Below are 17,467 nucleotides of genomic sequence, written 5' to 3'. Positions count from 1 at the left end.
TGCGAGTGCGGCGGGGGCGGCCAGGGCGGACGGCAGGGGCGTGAAGGCCGAAAGATGCGAGGCTCGCGGGGCTCAGGGGACGGATGATGCAGAGATAAATAGTTGAACACTCACGTTTTACTTGCCCTTGACCGAACGGCGTACAACCTTCGGCGACTTGTCCAGGCCCTCTGGCGCGGGCACGACCTGCGGACCTTCAATGGTCGGCACCATGGCTCTGCTGCCCGCCTTCATCCGCTCCGGCCGGATGACACGCCACGCCCCGCGTCCCGCCGCCCCGCGGCCGGCCGACGACGAGACCGTCCTCGACGCCCCCGACGCCCGCCTCTCCCCCGCCCTGGTCGCGGCCGGCCGCGGCGAGCACGGGCCCGCCGCCGCCCTGCTCGCCGCCACCCGGACGGCCGGCGCCTGGGAGGACCGCGACCGGTACGTGCTGCGGCTCGCCGCCTTCGCCCGGTCGCGCCCCGAGTGGTTCGACCAGTGGCGCGCTGCCGCCCCCGACGACCCCGACGCGCTGGTGGTCGCCGCCCAGCTCGCGGTGGACCGCGCCTGGCCCTCGCCCGCCCGGGCCGAACTGCTGCGCGAGGTCAGCCCGCTGATCACGGCCGCCGCCCGCGCCTGCGACCGGGACCCGGTGCCGTGGCGGATCGCGCTGGACCACGCGCGCGGCGCCCGCTGCGGACCGAAGTACTTCGAGGAGCTGTGGGAGGCGGCCGTACGGCGCGCCCCGCACCACTACGGCGCCCACGCCGCGGCGCTGCGCTACCTCGCCGCGTCCTGGCACGGCTCGCACCTGGAGTGCTTCGACTTCGCCGACCGGGCCGCGCAGGACGCCCCCGCGGACTCGCTCGTCCAGGCGCTGCCCGCCCGGGCCGCCCACGGCTACCTGACCGACGGCTGCGGCGCCGAGGTGCCCCGGGTGCGGCTGGACGCGGCGGCCGACCGGGCGATCGCGCTCTCCGCCCGCTTCCCGGCCGCCGACCCCTGGCCCGCCGAGATGCGCAACAAGCTGACCTACCTGCTGGTCCGGCTGGAGCGCTGGGAGGACGCCCGGACCCAGGTGCGGCTGATCGGCCCGTACGCCACCTCGTTCCCGTGGGACGGGTTCTCCGACGACCCGCTGGGCCACTTCCTCGCGCTGCGCGAGTCCCTGCTGTCGGGCCTGCCGGGTTCCGCCGACGCCGCCCGCGCCACGGCCGGGTCCGCGTCCGGACGATCAGGGAGCGAGCGCGGCGGACACACCCCCGCCGATGACCATTAGGCTGGGGCGCCGTGACCACCGTCCGTCTGCCACTGTTCCCGCTGAACTCGGTGCTGTTCCCGGGTCTCGTGCTGCCCCTGAACATCTTCGAGGAGCGCTACCGCGCCATGATGCGCGAACTGCTGAAGACCCCGGAGGACGAACCGCGCCGGTTCGCCGTCGTCGCGATCCGCGACGGCCACGAGGTGGCGCCGAGCGCCCCGGGGATGCCGGACCCGACGGCGCAGCCCGAGCTGGGCGCGGCCGCGGGCTTCGGCCCGGACCCGCTGACGTCCTTCCACCCGGTGGGCTGTGTGGCGGACGCCGCGACCGTGCGGGAGCGGACGGGCGGCACCTTCGAGGTGCTGGCGACCGGGACGAGCCGGGTGCGGCTGCTGTCCGTGGACGCCTCGGGACCGTTCCTGACGGCGGAGCTGGAGGAGCTGCCGGAACAGCCGGGCGACGAGGGCGGCGCCCTCGCCCAGGGCGTGCTGCGCGCCTTCCGCCAGTACCAGAAGCGGCTGGCGGGCGCCCGCGAGCGTTCGCTGTCCACGGGCGCGGAGCTGCCGGACGACCCGCAGGTGGTGTCGTACCTCGTCGCGGCGGCGATGATGCTGGACATCCCCACCAAGCAGCGGCTGCTGCAGGCCCCGGACACCGCCTCGCGCCTGCGCGACGAGCTGAAGGTGCTGCGCGCGGAGACCGCCATCATCCGCAATCTGCCGTCGCTGCCCGCGGCGGAGCTGACCCGGTCCCCGACGAGCCTGAACTGAGCGGAACATGGCGAAGAAGCGGCAGAGCAAGCAGCACAACGGCGCCGGGGGCACGCCCGCGACGGTCGCCCTGACCGCGGCGGGCGTCACCCACACGGTGCACGCCTACGAGCACGACCCCGCGCACCCCTCCTACGGCGAGGAGGCGGCCGAGGCGATGGGCGTCTCCCCCGACCGCGTCTTCAAGACCCTGGTGGCGGACGTCGACGGCACCCTCACCGTGGCCGTGGTGCCGGTGGCCGGCTCCCTGGACCTCAAGGCCCTCGCGGCGGCGGTGGGCGGCAAGCGCGCGGCCATGGCCGACCCGGCGCTCGCGGAACGCACCACCGGCTACGTCCGCGGCGGCATCTCCCCGCTCGGCCAGCGCAAGCGGCTGCGCACGGTCCTCGACGCCTCGGCGACCGGCCACGCGACCATCTGCGTCTCGGCGGGCCGCCGGGGCCTGGAGGTCGAACTCGCCCCCGCCGACCTGGCCCGCCTCACCGACGCCGTCCTGGCCCCGGTCGGCCGCGCCTGAGCGCGCCGCGGCGCCGCCGGGGCCGCGGCGGTCACGCGGTCGGGGCCGGCCGGGTCACGCGGCCGGCGGCCCGTATCCGCCCTGCTGGTAGGGCTGCTGCTGGTAGGGCCCGTCCGGGTACGGCTCCGGGTCGCGCGGGCCGAACAGGGCCGTCAGGCCGAGGTGGACCAGCAGCGCCGACAGCGACCAGGCCAGCAGCGCTCCCTTCGCGCTCAGCTTCAGCGGCGCCGGGAAGGTGACGCCCTTGCCCACCGCCCGGGCGTGGGCGAGCACGTCGTGCTCCGGGCCGAGCCAGATCCCGAGCCGCCAGGCCAGCAGCGAGCCGAGCAGGCCGCCGGCCCCGAGGCCCACCACCAGCGGCACGCCGCCGTGGCGCCGCAGCAGGAAGACGACAACCGCGCTGACCGCGCCGAAGGCCAGCGCCAGCAGGGTGAACGTTCCGTCCACGCCCACCGCCTGCTCGCCCTCGGTGTCCTTGAGGTAGACGACCCAGCTCTTGCCGGCCACCTCGGCGACCAGCGGGACGTGCGGGGCCAGCCACGCCCACAGCAGCCCGAGCAGCACCCCGGCCAGCGCCACCGCGACCGCGGTCACGGCGGCCTCCCGCACTTCGGTCTTCATCCCGGGCCCGTCCTGTTCGTACAGGCCGCCGTCCGCCCCGGCAGGCGGCGGCTGCCAGGCCTGGTGCGGGGGCTGGTCGTGGGGAGGCGGAGTCAGCGGTGCGGTCACCCTGACATCGTGCCAGGTCGGCCCGGGCGGCGCGTCACCGGACGGCGGCCCGGCGGTACGCCCAGGTGGCCACGGCCAGCGAGACCACACCGACGCCCGCGCACACCCCCAGGTCAGCGACGACCAGCGGCCAGTCGGGACGGTCGCCGAAGGTGCGGGCGTAGGCCTCCACGCCGTAGGTCGAGGGCAGCAGATCCCGCGCCAGCCGGATGATCCCCGGCATCCGCTCCGCGGGCAGCACCCCCAGCAGCAGCGCCGCCGACATGCCCAGCTGCCCCAGCAGCGTGGCCAGCTCGGGGCGCGGCGCGAGCAGCCCGAAGGCGGCGCCGAGCCCGGACAGGGCGGCCCCGGCGAGCGGGACCACGGCGAGCAGGACCCACAGGTTCGCCAGCGGCAGCCCGAACAGCGCGCAGCCGAACACGGCGGTGACCAGCGTCCCCGGCACGGTGAAGGACGCGTACGCGCCCGCCGCCCCCAGCACCACCGCGGCCGGCGGGACCGGCAGCGTGGCGTAGTGGTCGAGCCCGCCGCTCGCCCGCAGCTGCCCGAAGTACTGGGCGAGCAGGTTCAGCGCGACGTAGGCGACGACCACGACCGACGACCCGGCCACCACCGACTGCGCCTCGCCCCGGGTGTCCACCACCCCGCGCATCATGACCATGATGCCGACGGACTGGAAGGTCGCCACGAACAGCAGCGGGATCCGCGCCACCCGCGCGCGGGAGAGCTGCGCGCGGTAGACGGCCGCCAGGGACGGCCACAGCCGCGCGGCCGGGGCCAGCGCGGCCGCTCCCGGGGCGGCGTCCGGCGCGGCCGGGGCACCACTGCCGGTCAGCACCTGTGCGGGTACGGCACTCACGTCGAACCGCTCCTCTTCCCCACGGCACCGCGGCCGTCCCGTACACGTCCGCTCGCCCTCGCGTTCACGCCTTCACCAGTCCCTGCCGTGCGGCGCCGCCCAGCGCCAGGTACACGTCCTCCAGGCTGGGCGTGGCGAGCGTGAAGTCGTCCAGGGCGGCGAAGGCCGCGCCGCCGGTGACCGTGGCGACGACGGCCCGGGCCTCCTCGGGCGCGAGCCGCAGCGTCCAGCGCCGGCCGGTGCGCACCGCCCGCTCGCGCAGGACGGCCACCTCGGGCACCTCCAGCGGCGCCCGCTCCCGCCACACCAGCTCCACCCGCACCTCGCCGGCCACCTGTTCCTTCAGCCCGGCGGGGGTGTCGCAGGCGATGACCCGGCCCCGGTCCAGGACGGCGACGCGGTCCAGCACGGTCTCCGCCTCGATGACGTTGTGGGTGACCAGCAGCACGGTCGTGCCGTGCTCGGCGCGCCGCCGGTCGACGGCCGCCCACACCGCGCGCCGGGCCACCGGGTCCATGCCGGTGGTCGGCTCGTCCAGCACGAGCAGCGGCCGCTCGCCGACCAGCGCGGAGGCGAGGCAGGCCAGCCGCCGCTGCCCGCCGGACAGCTTCTTCAGCGGCCGCCCGGCGATCGGCGTGAGCCCGAGTTCGTCCAGTACGGCGTCGCGCGCGGCCCGGGCGGCGCGCACGTCGAGGCCGCGCAGCCGTCCGGTGGTCTCGGCGGCCAGCGCCACGGTCAGCTCGTCCAGCGCCGTCGAGTCCTGGCCGAGGTAGGCGAGCAGCCGCGCCGCCCGCTCGGGGTGGCGCACGATGTCGTGGCCGAGGATCTCCACCCGGCCGGCGTCCGGCCGCAGCAGCCCGGTCAGCTGCCGTACGAGGGTGGACTTGCCGGCGCCGTTGGGGCCGAGCAGCCCGAAGATCTCACCGCGCCGGACGTCGAGGTCGACGGCGTCGGTGGCCCGCACCTCGGGCGTCCCGGGCGATCCGCGCCGCGCCTTCACGGCCCGGTAGGTCTTGGTCAGCCCGCGCACCGCGCACACGACGTCAGTCCGATGCCGAAGTGCCTGTCCCGCGCGCGTACTCACAAGGGACGAGGGTACGGGGTCCGCCACCTTTACTCGCCTTTGGGGCCTTCCCGGGCGCCCTCGCTCCCGGCGGGGACGTGTTCGGCGGCGGCGGGCACGTCGATCTCGCGCCAGAAGCCCGCCCGGATGGCGTACCGGTCGTGCTCGTCGATCTGGTCGTCCTTGTGGGCGAGCAGCCCGAAGCGGGCCGCGTAGCGCAGCAGCTCGCCGTCGATGCGGTGCGGGACGCGCGGGTACATCGTGGCGAGCCGCTGCACATGGGCCGGGTCGCCGAGCCGGGAGATCCAGCGCCGGGCGAAGACCTGCCCCACCTCGTAGGGGTCGCCGCCGACCGTGGTGATGTCCTCCTCGCGGTCGGCCCAGCGCTGCTCGGCCGTGGTGAGCTGGGCCAGCGTCGGCATGGCGGCCACCTCGGACGGTTCGGACACCCCGCCCGGCCGGTCCACCCAGCCCTTGTCGGAGGACCAGCGCAGGGTCGCGGTCGCCGGGGGCTGCGCGGCGGGGGCGCCGGGCGCGCGCAGGGCGGCGAGGTCCTTGGGGGTGGGCACGCCCTTGGCCGCGGGGACCCGCTCCTGGGCGCCGTTCTCCGACGGGACGGGCACCGGGGCGCGGTCCGGCTCCTCGGCCGCGCGGCCGGCGCCGCCGCCCGGCGCGGATTCCGGCAGCGGGGCGGACAGGATGGCCGCGATCTCCGGCCGGGGCGCGGGGGGCGGCGCGCAGATGCCGGTCAGCTCCTTGGCGCGGACGGCCTGGGTGATCCAGGCGCGGTCCAGCACGCGCCGCTCGTCGGCCTCGGCGACCAGGTCCTCGGACTGGTTGTAGTCGCCGTCGGCGGCCTGTACGGCCCACAGGTGGACGGCGACGCCGTGCTCCTTGGCCGCCATCATGCCCGGCAGCAGGTCGCCGTCGCCGGTGACCAGCACGATGTCGGAGCAGGCGCGGTTGCGGGCCAGCTCGGTCAGCTCGGCGTGCATGGCCGCGTCGACGCCCTTCTGCGCCCAGCGCCCGTCGCTGCGGGTGAGCGCGCCGAGGCGCACGGTGACGCGGGGCATCACCCGCAGCCGGCGGTGCTCCGGCTGGGGCACGCGGTCGGGGGCGCCGTCGAACCAGTAGATGCGCAGCAGGGGGCGTTCGGTGTCCGATTCGGCGCGTTCGCGCAGGGCCTGGATCAGCGCGCTGTGATCGACGGTGATCCGGGACCGCGAGGGTTCTCCGGCGAGGAGGCTGGCGGCGGCTCCCAGCAGATACCCGGCGTCCACCAGGACGATGCAGCGGTCCACGCGACTCACCCTCTTCCCGGGAGGCTTGCATGCGGCTTGCTTCGAGTCTGCCCGACGGCGCGGGGGTTAACGGCCCGAACTCGATCTTCGGCGTGGCGTTTGTGCGGCGTACTCCTCCGACGACCCTGTCACACACGGTAATTATCCGACATGCGCCGGTAGTCAGCGTATGTGAATCTGGTCCCGGTTCGAACCCCCGGACCCCGCAGCCCCCAAGGAGGCAGACCCCCATGGCCAAGAACAAGAACCGCAAGCAGTCCGGTCCGCAGAACCGCGCCGCGCAGTCCGACCGCCCGCAGGAGCAGACGCAGCGGACGTCCCCCGAGACGCACGAGTCGCCGGTGGCGCAGATACCGGGCAGCCCCGCGGACGTTGCCCGTAAGCAGCAGAAGCGCTTCGGCCACAACTGAGCCCGCGGGGCCCGGTCGACGCCGGTACGGATGAGGGGCGCGCCCGTCACGGGTGCGCCCCTCGCGCGCTGCGGCCGCTCAGCCCGCCAGGCAGGACGGCCCGAGCAGCACCTTCAAGTCACCGAACAGCGCCGGGTCCGGCTTGACGCGGTGCCGGTCCAGGCGCAGCACCGTCGTCTTGCGCGGCCCCTGGAGCTTGATGCGGACCTCGCTGTCGCCCTTGTGGTGGCTGAGGATCTCGCCGAGGCGGCTGACCATGGGCGGGGTGACCCGGGTGGCCGGGATGGTGAGCACCACCGGCGCGTTGGTGCCGGCGTTGGAGAGGTCGGGGACCATCAGCTCCATCGCCACCAGCCGCGGCACGTCCTCCCGCTTGTCGAGGCGGCCCTTGACGAACACCACGGCGTCCTCGACGAGTTGGGTCGACACGAGCTGGTAGGTCGCCGGGAAGAACATGCACTCGATGGAGCCGGCCAGGTCCTCCACGGTGGCGATGGCCCAGGCGTTGCCCTGCTTGGTCATCTTGCGCTGCAGGCCCGAGATGATGCCGCCGATGGTGACGACCGCGCCGTCGGCGTGCTCACCCCCGGTGAGCTGGGCGATGCCCGCGTCGGCCTTGTCGGACAGCACGTGCTCCAGGCCGAACAGCGGGTGGTCGGAGACGTACAGACCGAGCATCTCCCGCTCCTGGGCGAGGAGGTAGGTCTTGTCCCACTCGTCGGTGGTGAACTCCACGTCGAGTCCGAAGCCGGGCTCGTTGGTGGTCTCCTCGCCCATGCCGCCGAAGAGGTCGAACTGGCCCTCGGCCTCCTTGCGCTTGACCGCGACCACGTTGTCGATCATCGGCTCGTACTGGGCGGTCAGCCCCTTGCGGGTGTGGCCCATCGAGTCGAAGGCGCCGGCCTTGATCAGCGACTCCGTGGTGCGCTTGTTGCAGACCACCGCCTCGACCTTGTCCAGGTAGTCCGGGAAGGAGGAGTACTTCCCCTTGGCCTTGCGGCACCGGATGATCGAGTCGACGACGTTGGCGCCGACGTTGCGGACGGCGGACAGGCCGAAGAGGATCACGTCGTCGCCCTGGGCGGCGAAGTTCGCCTCCGACTCGTTGACGTTGGGCGGCAGCACGCGGATGCCCATGCGGCGGCACTCGTTGAGGTAGACCGCCGACTTGTCCTTGTCGTCCTTGACGGAGGTCAGCAGCGCCGCCATGTACTCGGCCGGGTGGTTGGCCTTGAGGTAGGCGGTCCAGTACGACACCAGGCCGTACGCGGCCGAGTGCGCCTTGTTGAACGCGTAGCCGGCGAAGGGCACCAGCACGTCCCACAGCGCCTGGATCGCCTCCGCGCTGTAGCCGTTCTTCTGGGCGCCGGCCTGGAAGATGGTGAAGTTCTTCGCCAGCTCGTCGGGCTTCTTCTTGCCCATCACCCGGCGCAGGATGTCGGCCTCGCCGAGCGAGTAGCCGGCGATGATCTGGGCCGCCTTCTGCACCTGCTCCTGGTAGACGATCAGGCCGTAGGTGACGTCCAGGACCTCCTTGAGCGGCGCCTCCAGCTCGGGGTGGATCGGCGTGATCTCCTGCTGCCCGTTCTTGCGCAGCGCGTAGTTGGTGTGGGAGTTCATGCCCATCGGGCCCGGCCGGTACAGGGCCGACACGGCGGAGATGTCTTCGAAGTTGTCGGGCTTCATCAGGCGCAGCAGCGAGCGCATGGGGCCGCCGTCGAACTGGAAGACGCCGAGGGTGTCGCCGCGCTGGAGCAGCTCGAAGGTCGTGGGGTCGTCGAGCGGGAGGCTCAGGAGATCGATGTCGATCCCCTTGTTGGCCTTCACCATCTTGACGGCGTCGTCCATGATCGTGAGGTTGCGCAGGCCCAGGAAGTCCATCTTCAGCAGGCCGAGCGACTCGCAGCTCGGGTAGTCCCACTGCGTGATGGTGACGCCGTCGGTGTGCCGCACCCAGACCGGGACGTGGTCGGTGATGGTCTCGCTGGACATGATCACGCCGGCCGCGTGCACGCCCATCTGCCGCACCAGGCCCTCGACGCCCTTGGCGGTATCGATGACCTTCTTGACGTCGGGCTCGTTCTCGTACATCGCCCGGATCTCGCCCGCCTCGCTGTAGCGCGGGTGGCTGGGGTCGGTGATGCCGGACAGCGGGATGCCCTTGCCGAGGACGTCGGCGGGCATCGCCTTGGTCAGGCGGTCGCCCATGGCGTACGGGTAGCCCAGCACGCGCGCGGAGTCCTTGATCGCGTTCTTGGCCTTGATGGTGCCGTAGGTGCCGATCATGGCGACCTTGTCCGCGCCGTACTTCTCCGTGACGTACCGGATCACCTCCACGCGCCTGCGCTCGTCGAAGTCGATGTCGACGTCGGGCATGGAGACGCGCTCGGGGTTGAGGAACCGCTCGAAGATCAGGCCGTGCGGGATGGGGTCGAGGTCGGTGATGCCGAGGGCGTAGGCGACGATCGAGCCGGCCGCCGAGCCGCGGCCGGGGCCGACGGCGATGCCGTTGTTCTTGGCCCACATGATGAAGTCGGCGACCACCAGGAAGTAGCCCGGGAACCCCATCTGGATGATGACGTCCATCTCGTACTCGACCTGGCGCTGGCGGTCGTCGGGGATGCCGCCGGGGAAGCGGCGCTCCATGCCGCGGCGGACCTCCTCCTTGAACCAGGTGACCTCGGTGTAGCCCTCCGGGATGTCGAACTTCGGCATCAGGTCGCGCTTCTGGAACATGCCCGTGGTGTCGACCTGCTCGGCCACCAGGAGGGTGTTGCGGCAGCCCTCCTGCCAGGCGTCCGAGGAGTCGATGGCGTACATCTCCTCCGTGGACTTCAGGTAGTAGCCGGTGCCGTCGAACTTGAAGCGGTCGGGGTCGGAGAGGTTCTTGCCGGTCTGGATGCACAGCAGGGCGTCGTGGGCGCCGGCCTCGTGCGCGTACGTGTAGTGCGAGTCGTTGGTGACCAGCGGGGGGATGCCGAGCTTGCGGCCGATCTCCAGCAGGCCGTCGCGGACCCGGCGCTCGATCTCGATGCCGTGGTCCATCAGCTCCAGGAAATAGCGGTCCTTGCCGAAGATGTCCTGGTACTCGGCGGCCGCCTTCAGCGCCTCGTCGTACTGGCCCAGGCGCAGCCGGGTCTGCAGCTCGCCCGAGGGGCAGCCGGTGGAGGCGATCAGGCCCTCGGACCACTGGGAGATGGTCTCCTTGTCCATGCGGGGCCACTTCTGCAGCCAGCCCTCCGCGTAGGCGTCCGAGGAGAGCCGGAAGAGGTTGTGCAGGCCGGTCGCGTTCGCCGCCCAGATCGTCTTGTGGGTGTAGCCGCCGGAGCCGGAGACGTCGTCCCGCTTCTGGTGCGGCTGGCCCCACTGGATCTTGCGCTTGTTGCGCCGCGACTCCGGGGCGACGTAGGCCTCGATACCGATGATCGGGGTGACCCCGGCCTTCTTCGCGGAGTGGAAGAAGTCGTACGCCCCGTGCAGGTTGCCGTGGTCGGACATGGCGATGTGCGTCATGCCCATCTCGTTGCAGGCGTTGAACATGTCCTTCAGCCGCGCGGCACCGTCCAGCAGCGAGTACTGGGTGTGGACGTGCAGGTGCGTGAACGGCGGCTTCGACACGGTTTCGGCCTCCAAGGAAAACGTACGTCGACGGACGTCCCCCCGGTCGCGGACGGTCTGGGGGACAGCGTCGAAGTCTATGCCTCGGCACTGACACTCCGCGGGCACTCACGCGTACCTTCGTGCGTTGGGAGAGGACGGAAGGCCCGTCCCGGCGGGCGTCCCGTCCGCCCCCGTGTCATGCGCCACACGGCGCGCGCCGCGTGTCCCGCGGCGCACGGCACGCGGCACCCGCCGCGCACCCCATGTCACGCACCACCCCGCACCAGGAGGCACCCAGCGATGTCGGTCCCCCAGCTCAGCGACGAGCAGCGCGGCGAGGAGATCCTCGCCGTCTTCGACACCGCCTTCGGCCGGCTCCTGGCCGCCGATCCGGCCGCGTTCCACGTGAAGTTCCGGAAGATGGCGGCCTCGGCCTTCGCGTTCTACCGGGGCACGGCGGGCCTCTTCTACCACGACCTGACGTCGAACAAGGAGTTCGGTTCCAGGCGGGGCGGCCCGTACCTGGACGAGCGCACCTCGCGCGTGTGGATCCACGGCGACCTGCACGCGGAGAACTTCGGCACCTACATGGACTCCAACGGCCGCCTGGTCTTCAACGTCAACGACTTCGACGAGGCGTACGTCGGCCCCTTCACCTGGGACCTGAAGCGGTTCGCCGCCTCGGTCGCCCTCATCGGGTACGCCAAGGCGCTCAGCGACGACCAGATCACCGAGCTGGTCGGCGTCTACGCGGCCGCCTACCGCGAGCGCATCCACGCCCTGGCCACCGGCGCCAAGCGCGACGAGGTGCCGCCCTTCACCCTGGACACCGCGCAGGGCCCGCTGCTGGACGCGCTGCGTGACGCCCGCGCGATGACCCGCTTCGGGCTGCTGGAGTCGATGACCGAGATCCGCGACTTCGAGCGCCGCTTCGCGCCGGGCGGCGGCTCCATCGAGCTGGACGCCGCCACCCGCTACAAGGTGCTGGCCGCCTTCGACGGCTACCTGGAGACGCTCCCCGAGACCTCCCTGGCCCGCCCGGACTCCTACCGCGTCAAGGACGTCGTCGGCCGGCGCGGGATCGGCATCGGATCGGCCGGGCTGCCGTCGTACAACATCCTCCTGGAGGGCCACAGCGACGCCCTGGAGAACGACGTGGTGATCTACATCAAGCAGGCCCAGACCCCGGCCGTCTCCCGGCACATCACCGACCCGGCGGTCCGTGACTACTTCGTGCACGAGGGCCACCGCACGGTGATCTCGCAGCGCGCCCTCCAGGCGCACGCCGACCCCTGGCTGGGCTGGACCGAGCTGGACGGCGCCGGGCAGCTGGTCGCCGAGGTCTCGCCGTACGCCGTCGACCTGGACTGGGCCGACATCGACGAGCCGGAGGAGATCGCGGCCGTCGTCGCCGACCTGGGCCGGGCCACCGCCGCCATGCACGCGGCGGCGGACGACCAGTCCGGCGAGTCCCTGGTGCCGTTCTCCACCGAGCGGGCCATCGACGCGGCCATCGCGGCCGACGAGGAGGGCTTCGGGCCCCTGCTGACCGACTTCGCGCACAGCTACGGCGCGCGCGCGCGGGCTGACCACCAGATCTTCGTGGACCTGTTCCGCAACGGCCGTATCCCGGGGCTGTGACGTCCCGGACTCACAGCCGCCCTTTAGGGGTCGCTTACCCGGGGACGTGACAGACTCTCCTCCGCCATGGACATATCCGGGACCCAGTTCAGAGCCGTGCGCGCGGCGCTGTTCACGGCTTTCACCGTGACGCTCGCCGCCGCGTCGCACGTGCTGCTGTCCCGGGCCCCGCTGCCGCCGGCGACGGTCCTGGCCGTCGCCTGCGGCGTCTTCGCCGCCGCGTACGCGCTGGCGGGCCGCGAGCGGGGCTTCGGCGCCATCGCCGCCCTGCTGGTCCCGCTGGAACTGGCCGCCGACACCGTGTTCACCACCGGTCAGCACGCCTGCTACGGCCGCGCGGGCGGCCCCCTCGCCGGCCCGCTGCGCGCGGTCGGCATCGACGTGCTGTGCCACGGCGGCGCCGTGGGCACCCGGCTGGCCGGGGTGACCGGCGGCCCCGCCCCCGCCCCGCTCACGCACGCCGGCCCGGCCACCGGCTGGCTGCTGCTCGCCGCGCACCTCGGCGTGGGCCTGCTCGCCGCCGCCTGGCTGCGCCGGGGCGAGCGGGCGCTGGGCCAGTCGCTGCGCGCGGCCGCCGCGACCGCCTTCCGGCCGCTGCTGCTCGCCGCAGCCGCGGTGGCGGCGGTGCGGCGGGCCCCGGTACGCCGGCTGCCGCGCCCGGCGCCGCGGGCCGCCGCCGCCCGCGACCGGCTCCTCGTGCATTCCCTGGGACGGCGTGGACCGCCGTGCTCCCCGGCCCTCGCCTGAACACCGAGCACCGAGCACCGAGCACTTCCCCACACGTATCCCGCGCACGGCCCGTGCGCGTCCCACCTGGAGATCACCGAGATGAGCAAGCGGAACAGCAAGACGGAGAAGACGGCGGCCCGGGAGCGGCTGCGGCTGGAGCGCGAGAGGCAGGCCAAGCGCGCCAAGGTCAAGCGGCAGGCCGTCGTGGCCGGTTCGGTCGTGGCCGTGCTGGCGGCGGCGGGCGGCATAGGCTACGCCGTCGTCCAGGCCAACAAGCCCAGCTACTGGGAGGGCCTGAAGGACGCCAAGGTGGTCGCCCCGGCCCACACCACGGGCACCGACGGCACCACCGTCGTCATCGGCAAGGCCGACGCCAAGAAGACCCTGAAGGTCTACGAGGACCCGCGCTGCCCGATCTGCGCCCAGTTCGAGCAGACCGTGGGCCCGACGGTGAAGAAGGACCTCGACGACGGCAAGTTCAAGATCCAGTACATCGGCGGCACCTTCATCGACGGCGACTCGCTGGGCAAGGGCAAGATCGGCTCCAACGGCCAGGGCTCCAAGAACGCGATGAGCGCCATGGGCGCCGCGCTGAACGTCTCCACCGACGCGTTCCTCGAGTACAAGACCGCGCTGTACTCCGCCAAGTGGCACCCCGAGGAGACCAGCGACACCTTCAAGAGCGACGACTACCTCATCAAGGTGGCCGACACCGTCCCGGCGCTGAAGGGCAACGCCGCCTTCCGCAAGGCGGTGGAGAAGGGCACGTACGACGCCTGGGCGGTCGCCATGTCGAAGACCTTCGACACCAACAAGGACGGCGTGACGGGCACCCCGAGCTTCGTCATGGACGGCAAGAAGCTCACCACCGACAGCCAGGGCAACCCGCCCATGACGGTGGCGGACTTCACCTCCGCGGTGGATGCGGCCCTCAAGGGCTGAGGCCCGCCGCCCCGGCGAAGGGGCGGGGTCAGGCGTCGCGGTGACGGGACTGGCGCCGCGGTGACGGGTGGGCGAACTTTGCGCGTTCGCCCGCCCGTCTCACATACCGAGCAGTAACCTGATCGCTCGTGACCAGTCGATACAGAACACCGGAGGGCCTCAACTCCCTCACGCCGAGCCGCCGTACGGTCGTCAGGGCCGCGGCGGCCACTGCTGTCCTGGCCGGCCCGCTCGCCGCCGCCCTGCCCGCCCGGGCCGCCACGGACACCCCCGCCTTCCTGCACGGCGTCGCCTCCGGCGACCCGCTGCCCGACGGCATCCTGCTGTGGACCCGGGTGACGCCGACCGCCGACGCCATACCCGGCTCAGGGATCGGCCCGGACACCGAGGTGAGCTGGGTCGTCGCCCGGGACAAGGCCCTCACGGACGTCGTCGCCCGCGGTTCCCTCACCGCGACGGCCGCCTCCGACCACACCGTCAAGGCCGACATCCGCGGTCTGGAGCCGGCCACCGACTACTGGTTCCGCTTCTCGGCCGGCGGCACCGACTCCCCGGCGGCGCGCACCCGCACCGCGCCGGCGGCGGACGCGGCGGTCGGCGGCCTGCGCTTCGGCGTGGTGTCCTGCGCCAACTGGGAGGCCGGCTGGTTCTCCGCCTACCGCCACCTCGCCGCCCGCTCCGACCTCGACGCCTGGCTGCACCTCGGCGACTACATCTACGAGTACAAGTCCGGCGAGTACGGCACCCGGGGCACGGTCGTGCGCCCGCACGCGCCCGCGAACGAGATCCTCACCCTCGCCGACTACCGCACCCGGCACGGCCGGTACAAGACCGACCCGGATCTTCAGGCGCTGCACCACAGGGCGCCGGTCATCGCCATCTGGGACGACCACGAGTTCGCCGACAACGCCTGGTCCGGCGGCGCCGTCAACCACACCGAGGGCGCCGAGGGCACCTGGAGCGCCCGTCAGGCGGCCGCCAAGCAGGCCTACTTCGAGTGGATGCCGGTCCGCCCGGCCGTCGCGGGCACCACCTACCGCCGGCTGCGCTTCGGCAGGCTCGCCGACCTGTCCCTGCTGGACCTGCGCTCCTTCCGCTCCCAGCAGGCCTCCACCGCCAGCGGCTCGGTCGACGACCCCGACCGCACGCTCACCGGGCGGGCCCAGCTGGACTGGCTGAAGGCCGGTCTGAAGGCCTCCGACACCACCTGGCGGCTGGTCGGCAACTCGGTGATGATCTCGCCGTTCGCCATCGGCGCCCTCTCCGCCGACCTGCTCAAGCCGCTCGCCAAGCTGCTCGGGCTGCCGCAGGAGGGCATCGCCCTCAACACCGACCAGTGGGACGGCTACACCGACGACCGCCGCGAACTCCTCGCCCACCTGCGCGCGAACGCCATCCGCAACACCGTCTTCCTGACCGGCGACATCCACATGGCGTGGGCCAACGACGTGCCGGTGGACGCGGGGACGTATCCGCTGTCGGCGTCCGCGGCCACCGAGTTCGTGGTGACCTCCATCACCTCCGACAACCTCGACGACCTCACCAAGGTCCCCGAGGGCACCGTCTCGGCGGTCGCCGCACCGGTGATCCGCGCGGCCAACCGGCACGTCCACTGGGTCGACACCGACCGGCACGGCTACGGCGTGCTGGACATCACGGCCGACCGGGCCCAGATGGACTACTACGTCCTGTCCGACCGCACCGACCCGCACGCCACCTCCGCCTGGGCCCGCTCGTACCGCACCCGCAGCGGCACCCAGAAGGTGGAGCGCACCTACGACCCCGTGTGACCGCCCCCTGACGGACCCTCCGTCACGGGCTGTCCCGGAGACGGGTCTTGCGTCACAGGCTCTCGAGGAAGCCGAGCGCCACCCGCCAGGTGGCCTCGGCGGCCTCCGCGTCGTGGTCCGGCAGGCCGGGGTCGGTGTAGAGGTGGCCGGCCCCGGCGTACCGGTACACCTCGACGTCCGCGCCCGCCCGGCCCATCCGCAGGTACCAGGCGTTCAGCCAGTCGTCCGGCTCGAAGGCGTCCGGGTCGGCCACGTGCAGCTGCACCGGCAGGTCGTCCACGTGGGCGTTCGGCGCGATGTCCGAGGTGCCGTGCAGGAGCAGCAGGCCGCGGGCGCGTTCGTCGCCGAGGGCCAGGGTCTGCGCGACGGAGGCGCCCATGGAGAACCCGGCGTACACCAGGCCCCGCTCCGAGTAGGGCGCCGCCGCGAGCACCGCCCGCTTCAGCAGCTCGTCCTTGCCGGTCCGGTCCTTGAACGTCATGCCCTCCTCGACCGTGTCGAAGGTGTGCCCCTCGAACAGGTCCGGGGTCCACACCTCGTGTCCGGCGCCGCGCAGCCGGTCCGCGGCGTCGCGCACCGCGGGCCGCAGCCCGTAGGCCGAGTGAAAGAGCATGATGTTCATGAGGCCATGGTGCCAGCCCGCTGAAGCCACCTCGCGGCGCGGCCCGGGCGGGAGCCGCCCCTCATACCCGGGCGGGCGCGGAACACACATGTTCATCACCCCCCGAGGCCGGTTAGGTGCGCAGGCATGGAGAACGTGCTCCGCCCCCTGATCGTGATCGGCAGCTCGGTACTGCTCACCCTGGCCATCGGCTGGGCCACCGACCGGCTGCTGCGCAAGGCCGACCGACGACATTCCGAGTCACCCCTGTGGGGGCTGCTGCGGCGCGCCCGCATCCCCTACCAGCTGGTGCTGTGCGCCGCCCTGCTCAGAGGCTCCTACGACCAGGCGCAGCTGCTGCAACCGCACCAGGTCGCCGTCGGCCGCGGGCTGACGCTGGTGCTGATCGGCTCGGCCGCCTGGCTGGCCATCCGGATCGCCGCGGCGATCGTCGAGACCTCCTACAGCCGGTACGCGCGCGTCCACCGGGACGTGGCCCGGGTGCGCCGGGTGCGCACCCAGGTCGAGCTGATCATGCGGGTCGTGTCCGCGGTCGTCATCGTGGTGGCGATCGCCTCGATGCTGCTGACCTTCCCGGCGATGCGCGCGGCCGGTGCCTCGCTGCTGGCCTCGGCCGGCATCCTGGGCATCGTCGCCGGTGTCGCCGCCCAGTCCACCCTGTCCAACATCTTCGCCGGGCTGCAGATCGCCTTCGGCGACATGGTGCGCATCGGCGACACGGTCGTGGTGGAGGGCGAGTGGGGCACGGTCGAGGAGATCACCCTGACCTTCCTGACCGTGCGGACCTGGGACGAGCGCCGGATCACCATGCCGGTGTCGTACTTCACGTCCAAGCCGTTCGAGAACTGGTCGCGGGGCACCCCGCAGATGACCGGCATCGTCTACTGGTACCTCGACCACAGCGCGCCCATCGAGGCGATGCGCGAGAAGCTCCGCGACATCCTGCGCCACTGCTCCGCCTGGGACGGCCGCGCCTACGGCCTCCAGGTGACCGAGGCCACGCAGAACACCATCCAGGTGCGCGCCCTGGTCACCGCCAAGGACGCCGACGACATCTGGACGGTGCGGGTCACGGTCCGGGAGCAGATGATCGGCTGGTTGTCCGCCCAGCACCCCTACGCGCTGCCGCGCGTGAACACCGCGGAGGCCGTGCTCCCGCCCAGCCGCGTGCCCTCCCCGGACCGGGCGACCCTGCGCAAGGCCTACGAGTTCCCCCGCACCGGCCGGGGCTGACCCCCGCCGGCGGGGGTG

General features: G+C 72.7%; 15 protein-coding genes. 9 read left to right on the top strand and 6 right to left on the bottom strand.

What is annotated here, in order from left to right:
* Window positions 1–199 precede the first annotated feature (199 nt).
* From ACZ6CZ_RS03835 to ybaK, 3 genes are read left to right on the top strand one after another with little or no spacing between them, the layout of a single operon-like run.
* The gene (locus tag ACZ6CZ_RS03835) at window positions 200–1,261 is read left to right on the top strand and encodes a hypothetical protein (RefSeq protein WP_469014128.1); all 1,062 of its coding nucleotides are present in this window, start codon (window positions 200–202) and stop codon (window positions 1,259–1,261) included.
* 11 nt (window positions 1,262–1,272) lie between these two features.
* Window positions 1,273–2,013: an LON peptidase substrate-binding domain-containing protein gene (locus ACZ6CZ_RS03830; RefSeq protein WP_469014127.1), complete on the top strand. Its 741-nt coding sequence runs from the start codon at window positions 1,273–1,275 to the stop codon at window positions 2,011–2,013.
* 7 nt (window positions 2,014–2,020) lie between these two features.
* Complete coding sequence (gene ybaK, locus ACZ6CZ_RS03825) at window positions 2,021–2,530, top strand: Cys-tRNA(Pro) deacylase (protein ID WP_469014125.1); 510 nt, start codon at window positions 2,021–2,023, stop codon at window positions 2,528–2,530.
* Between the two features lie 54 nt (window positions 2,531–2,584).
* On the opposite strand, the gene ACZ6CZ_RS03820 is transcribed toward ybaK, so the two are convergent.
* The 4 genes from ACZ6CZ_RS03820 to ACZ6CZ_RS03805 form a co-directional block, all read right to left on the bottom strand.
* A complete protein-coding gene (locus ACZ6CZ_RS03820; protein WP_469014124.1) occupies window positions 2,585–3,259 on the bottom strand; it encodes an AAA family ATPase in 675 nt (224 codons plus the stop codon).
* A 34-nt stretch (window positions 3,260–3,293) separates the two neighbouring features.
* Complete coding sequence (locus tag ACZ6CZ_RS03815; protein WP_469014122.1) at window positions 3,294–4,118, bottom strand: ABC transporter permease; 825 nt, start codon at window positions 4,116–4,118, stop codon at window positions 3,294–3,296.
* 64 nt (window positions 4,119–4,182) lie between these two features.
* Window positions 4,183–5,157: an ABC transporter ATP-binding protein gene (locus ACZ6CZ_RS03810; protein ID WP_469014121.1), complete on the bottom strand. Its 975-nt coding sequence runs from the start codon at window positions 5,155–5,157 to the stop codon at window positions 4,183–4,185.
* Between the two features lie 74 nt (window positions 5,158–5,231).
* Window positions 5,232–6,482 (bottom strand): NYN domain-containing protein, encoded by a 1,251-nt coding sequence (locus tag ACZ6CZ_RS03805; protein WP_469014120.1) that lies wholly within the window; start codon window positions 6,480–6,482, stop codon window positions 5,232–5,234.
* A gap of 230 nt (window positions 6,483–6,712) precedes the next feature.
* Here ACZ6CZ_RS03805 and ACZ6CZ_RS03800 point away from each other — a divergent pair, with 230 nt between their 5' ends.
* Window positions 6,713–6,892, top strand: a complete 180-nt coding sequence (locus ACZ6CZ_RS03800) for a hypothetical protein (protein ID WP_469014118.1) — start codon at window positions 6,713–6,715, stop codon at window positions 6,890–6,892.
* A gap of 78 nt (window positions 6,893–6,970) precedes the next feature.
* Here ACZ6CZ_RS03800 and dnaE read toward each other — a convergent pair whose 3' ends face one another.
* A complete protein-coding gene (gene dnaE / locus ACZ6CZ_RS03795) occupies window positions 6,971–10,510 on the bottom strand; it encodes a DNA polymerase III subunit alpha (protein ID WP_469014117.1) in 3,540 nt (1,179 codons plus the stop codon).
* A 282-nt stretch (window positions 10,511–10,792) separates the two neighbouring features.
* On the opposite strand from dnaE, the gene ACZ6CZ_RS03790 reads away from it, so the two are divergent.
* The 4 genes from ACZ6CZ_RS03790 to ACZ6CZ_RS03775 all read left to right on the top strand — a co-directional run bounded on the left by ACZ6CZ_RS03790 (window position 10,793) and on the right by ACZ6CZ_RS03775 (window position 15,594).
* Window positions 10,793–12,133: a DUF2252 domain-containing protein gene (locus tag ACZ6CZ_RS03790; protein WP_469014116.1), complete on the top strand. Its 1,341-nt coding sequence runs from the start codon at window positions 10,793–10,795 to the stop codon at window positions 12,131–12,133.
* Between the two features lie 66 nt (window positions 12,134–12,199).
* On the top strand, window positions 12,200–12,880 hold the full coding sequence (locus ACZ6CZ_RS03785) for a hypothetical protein (RefSeq protein WP_469014114.1): 681 nt from the start codon (window positions 12,200–12,202) through the stop codon (window positions 12,878–12,880).
* 81 nt (window positions 12,881–12,961) lie between these two features.
* Window positions 12,962–13,804 carry a thioredoxin domain-containing protein gene (locus tag ACZ6CZ_RS03780; RefSeq protein WP_469014113.1) on the top strand — a complete coding sequence of 281 codons (843 nt, stop codon included), beginning with the start codon at window positions 12,962–12,964 and terminating at the stop codon, window positions 13,802–13,804.
* A gap of 128 nt (window positions 13,805–13,932) precedes the next feature.
* Window positions 13,933–15,594, top strand: coding sequence for an alkaline phosphatase D family protein (locus tag ACZ6CZ_RS03775; RefSeq protein ID WP_469014112.1), 1,662 nt, complete (start codon window positions 13,933–13,935; stop codon window positions 15,592–15,594).
* A gap of 52 nt (window positions 15,595–15,646) precedes the next feature.
* On the opposite strand, the gene ACZ6CZ_RS03770 is transcribed toward ACZ6CZ_RS03775, so the two are convergent.
* The gene (locus tag ACZ6CZ_RS03770; RefSeq protein ID WP_469014110.1) at window positions 15,647–16,216 is read right to left on the bottom strand and encodes a dienelactone hydrolase family protein; all 570 of its coding nucleotides are present in this window, start codon (window positions 16,214–16,216) and stop codon (window positions 15,647–15,649) included.
* A gap of 126 nt (window positions 16,217–16,342) precedes the next feature.
* On the opposite strand from ACZ6CZ_RS03770, the gene ACZ6CZ_RS03765 reads away from it, so the two are divergent.
* Window positions 16,343–17,449 carry a mechanosensitive ion channel family protein gene (locus ACZ6CZ_RS03765; protein WP_469014109.1) on the top strand — a complete coding sequence of 369 codons (1,107 nt, stop codon included), beginning with the start codon at window positions 16,343–16,345 and terminating at the stop codon, window positions 17,447–17,449.
* Window positions 17,450–17,467 lie beyond the last annotated feature (18 nt).

Source organism: Streptomyces sp. NPDC041135, assembly GCF_055592085.1.
This window is presented reverse-complemented; position numbering and strand designations above follow the sequence as displayed.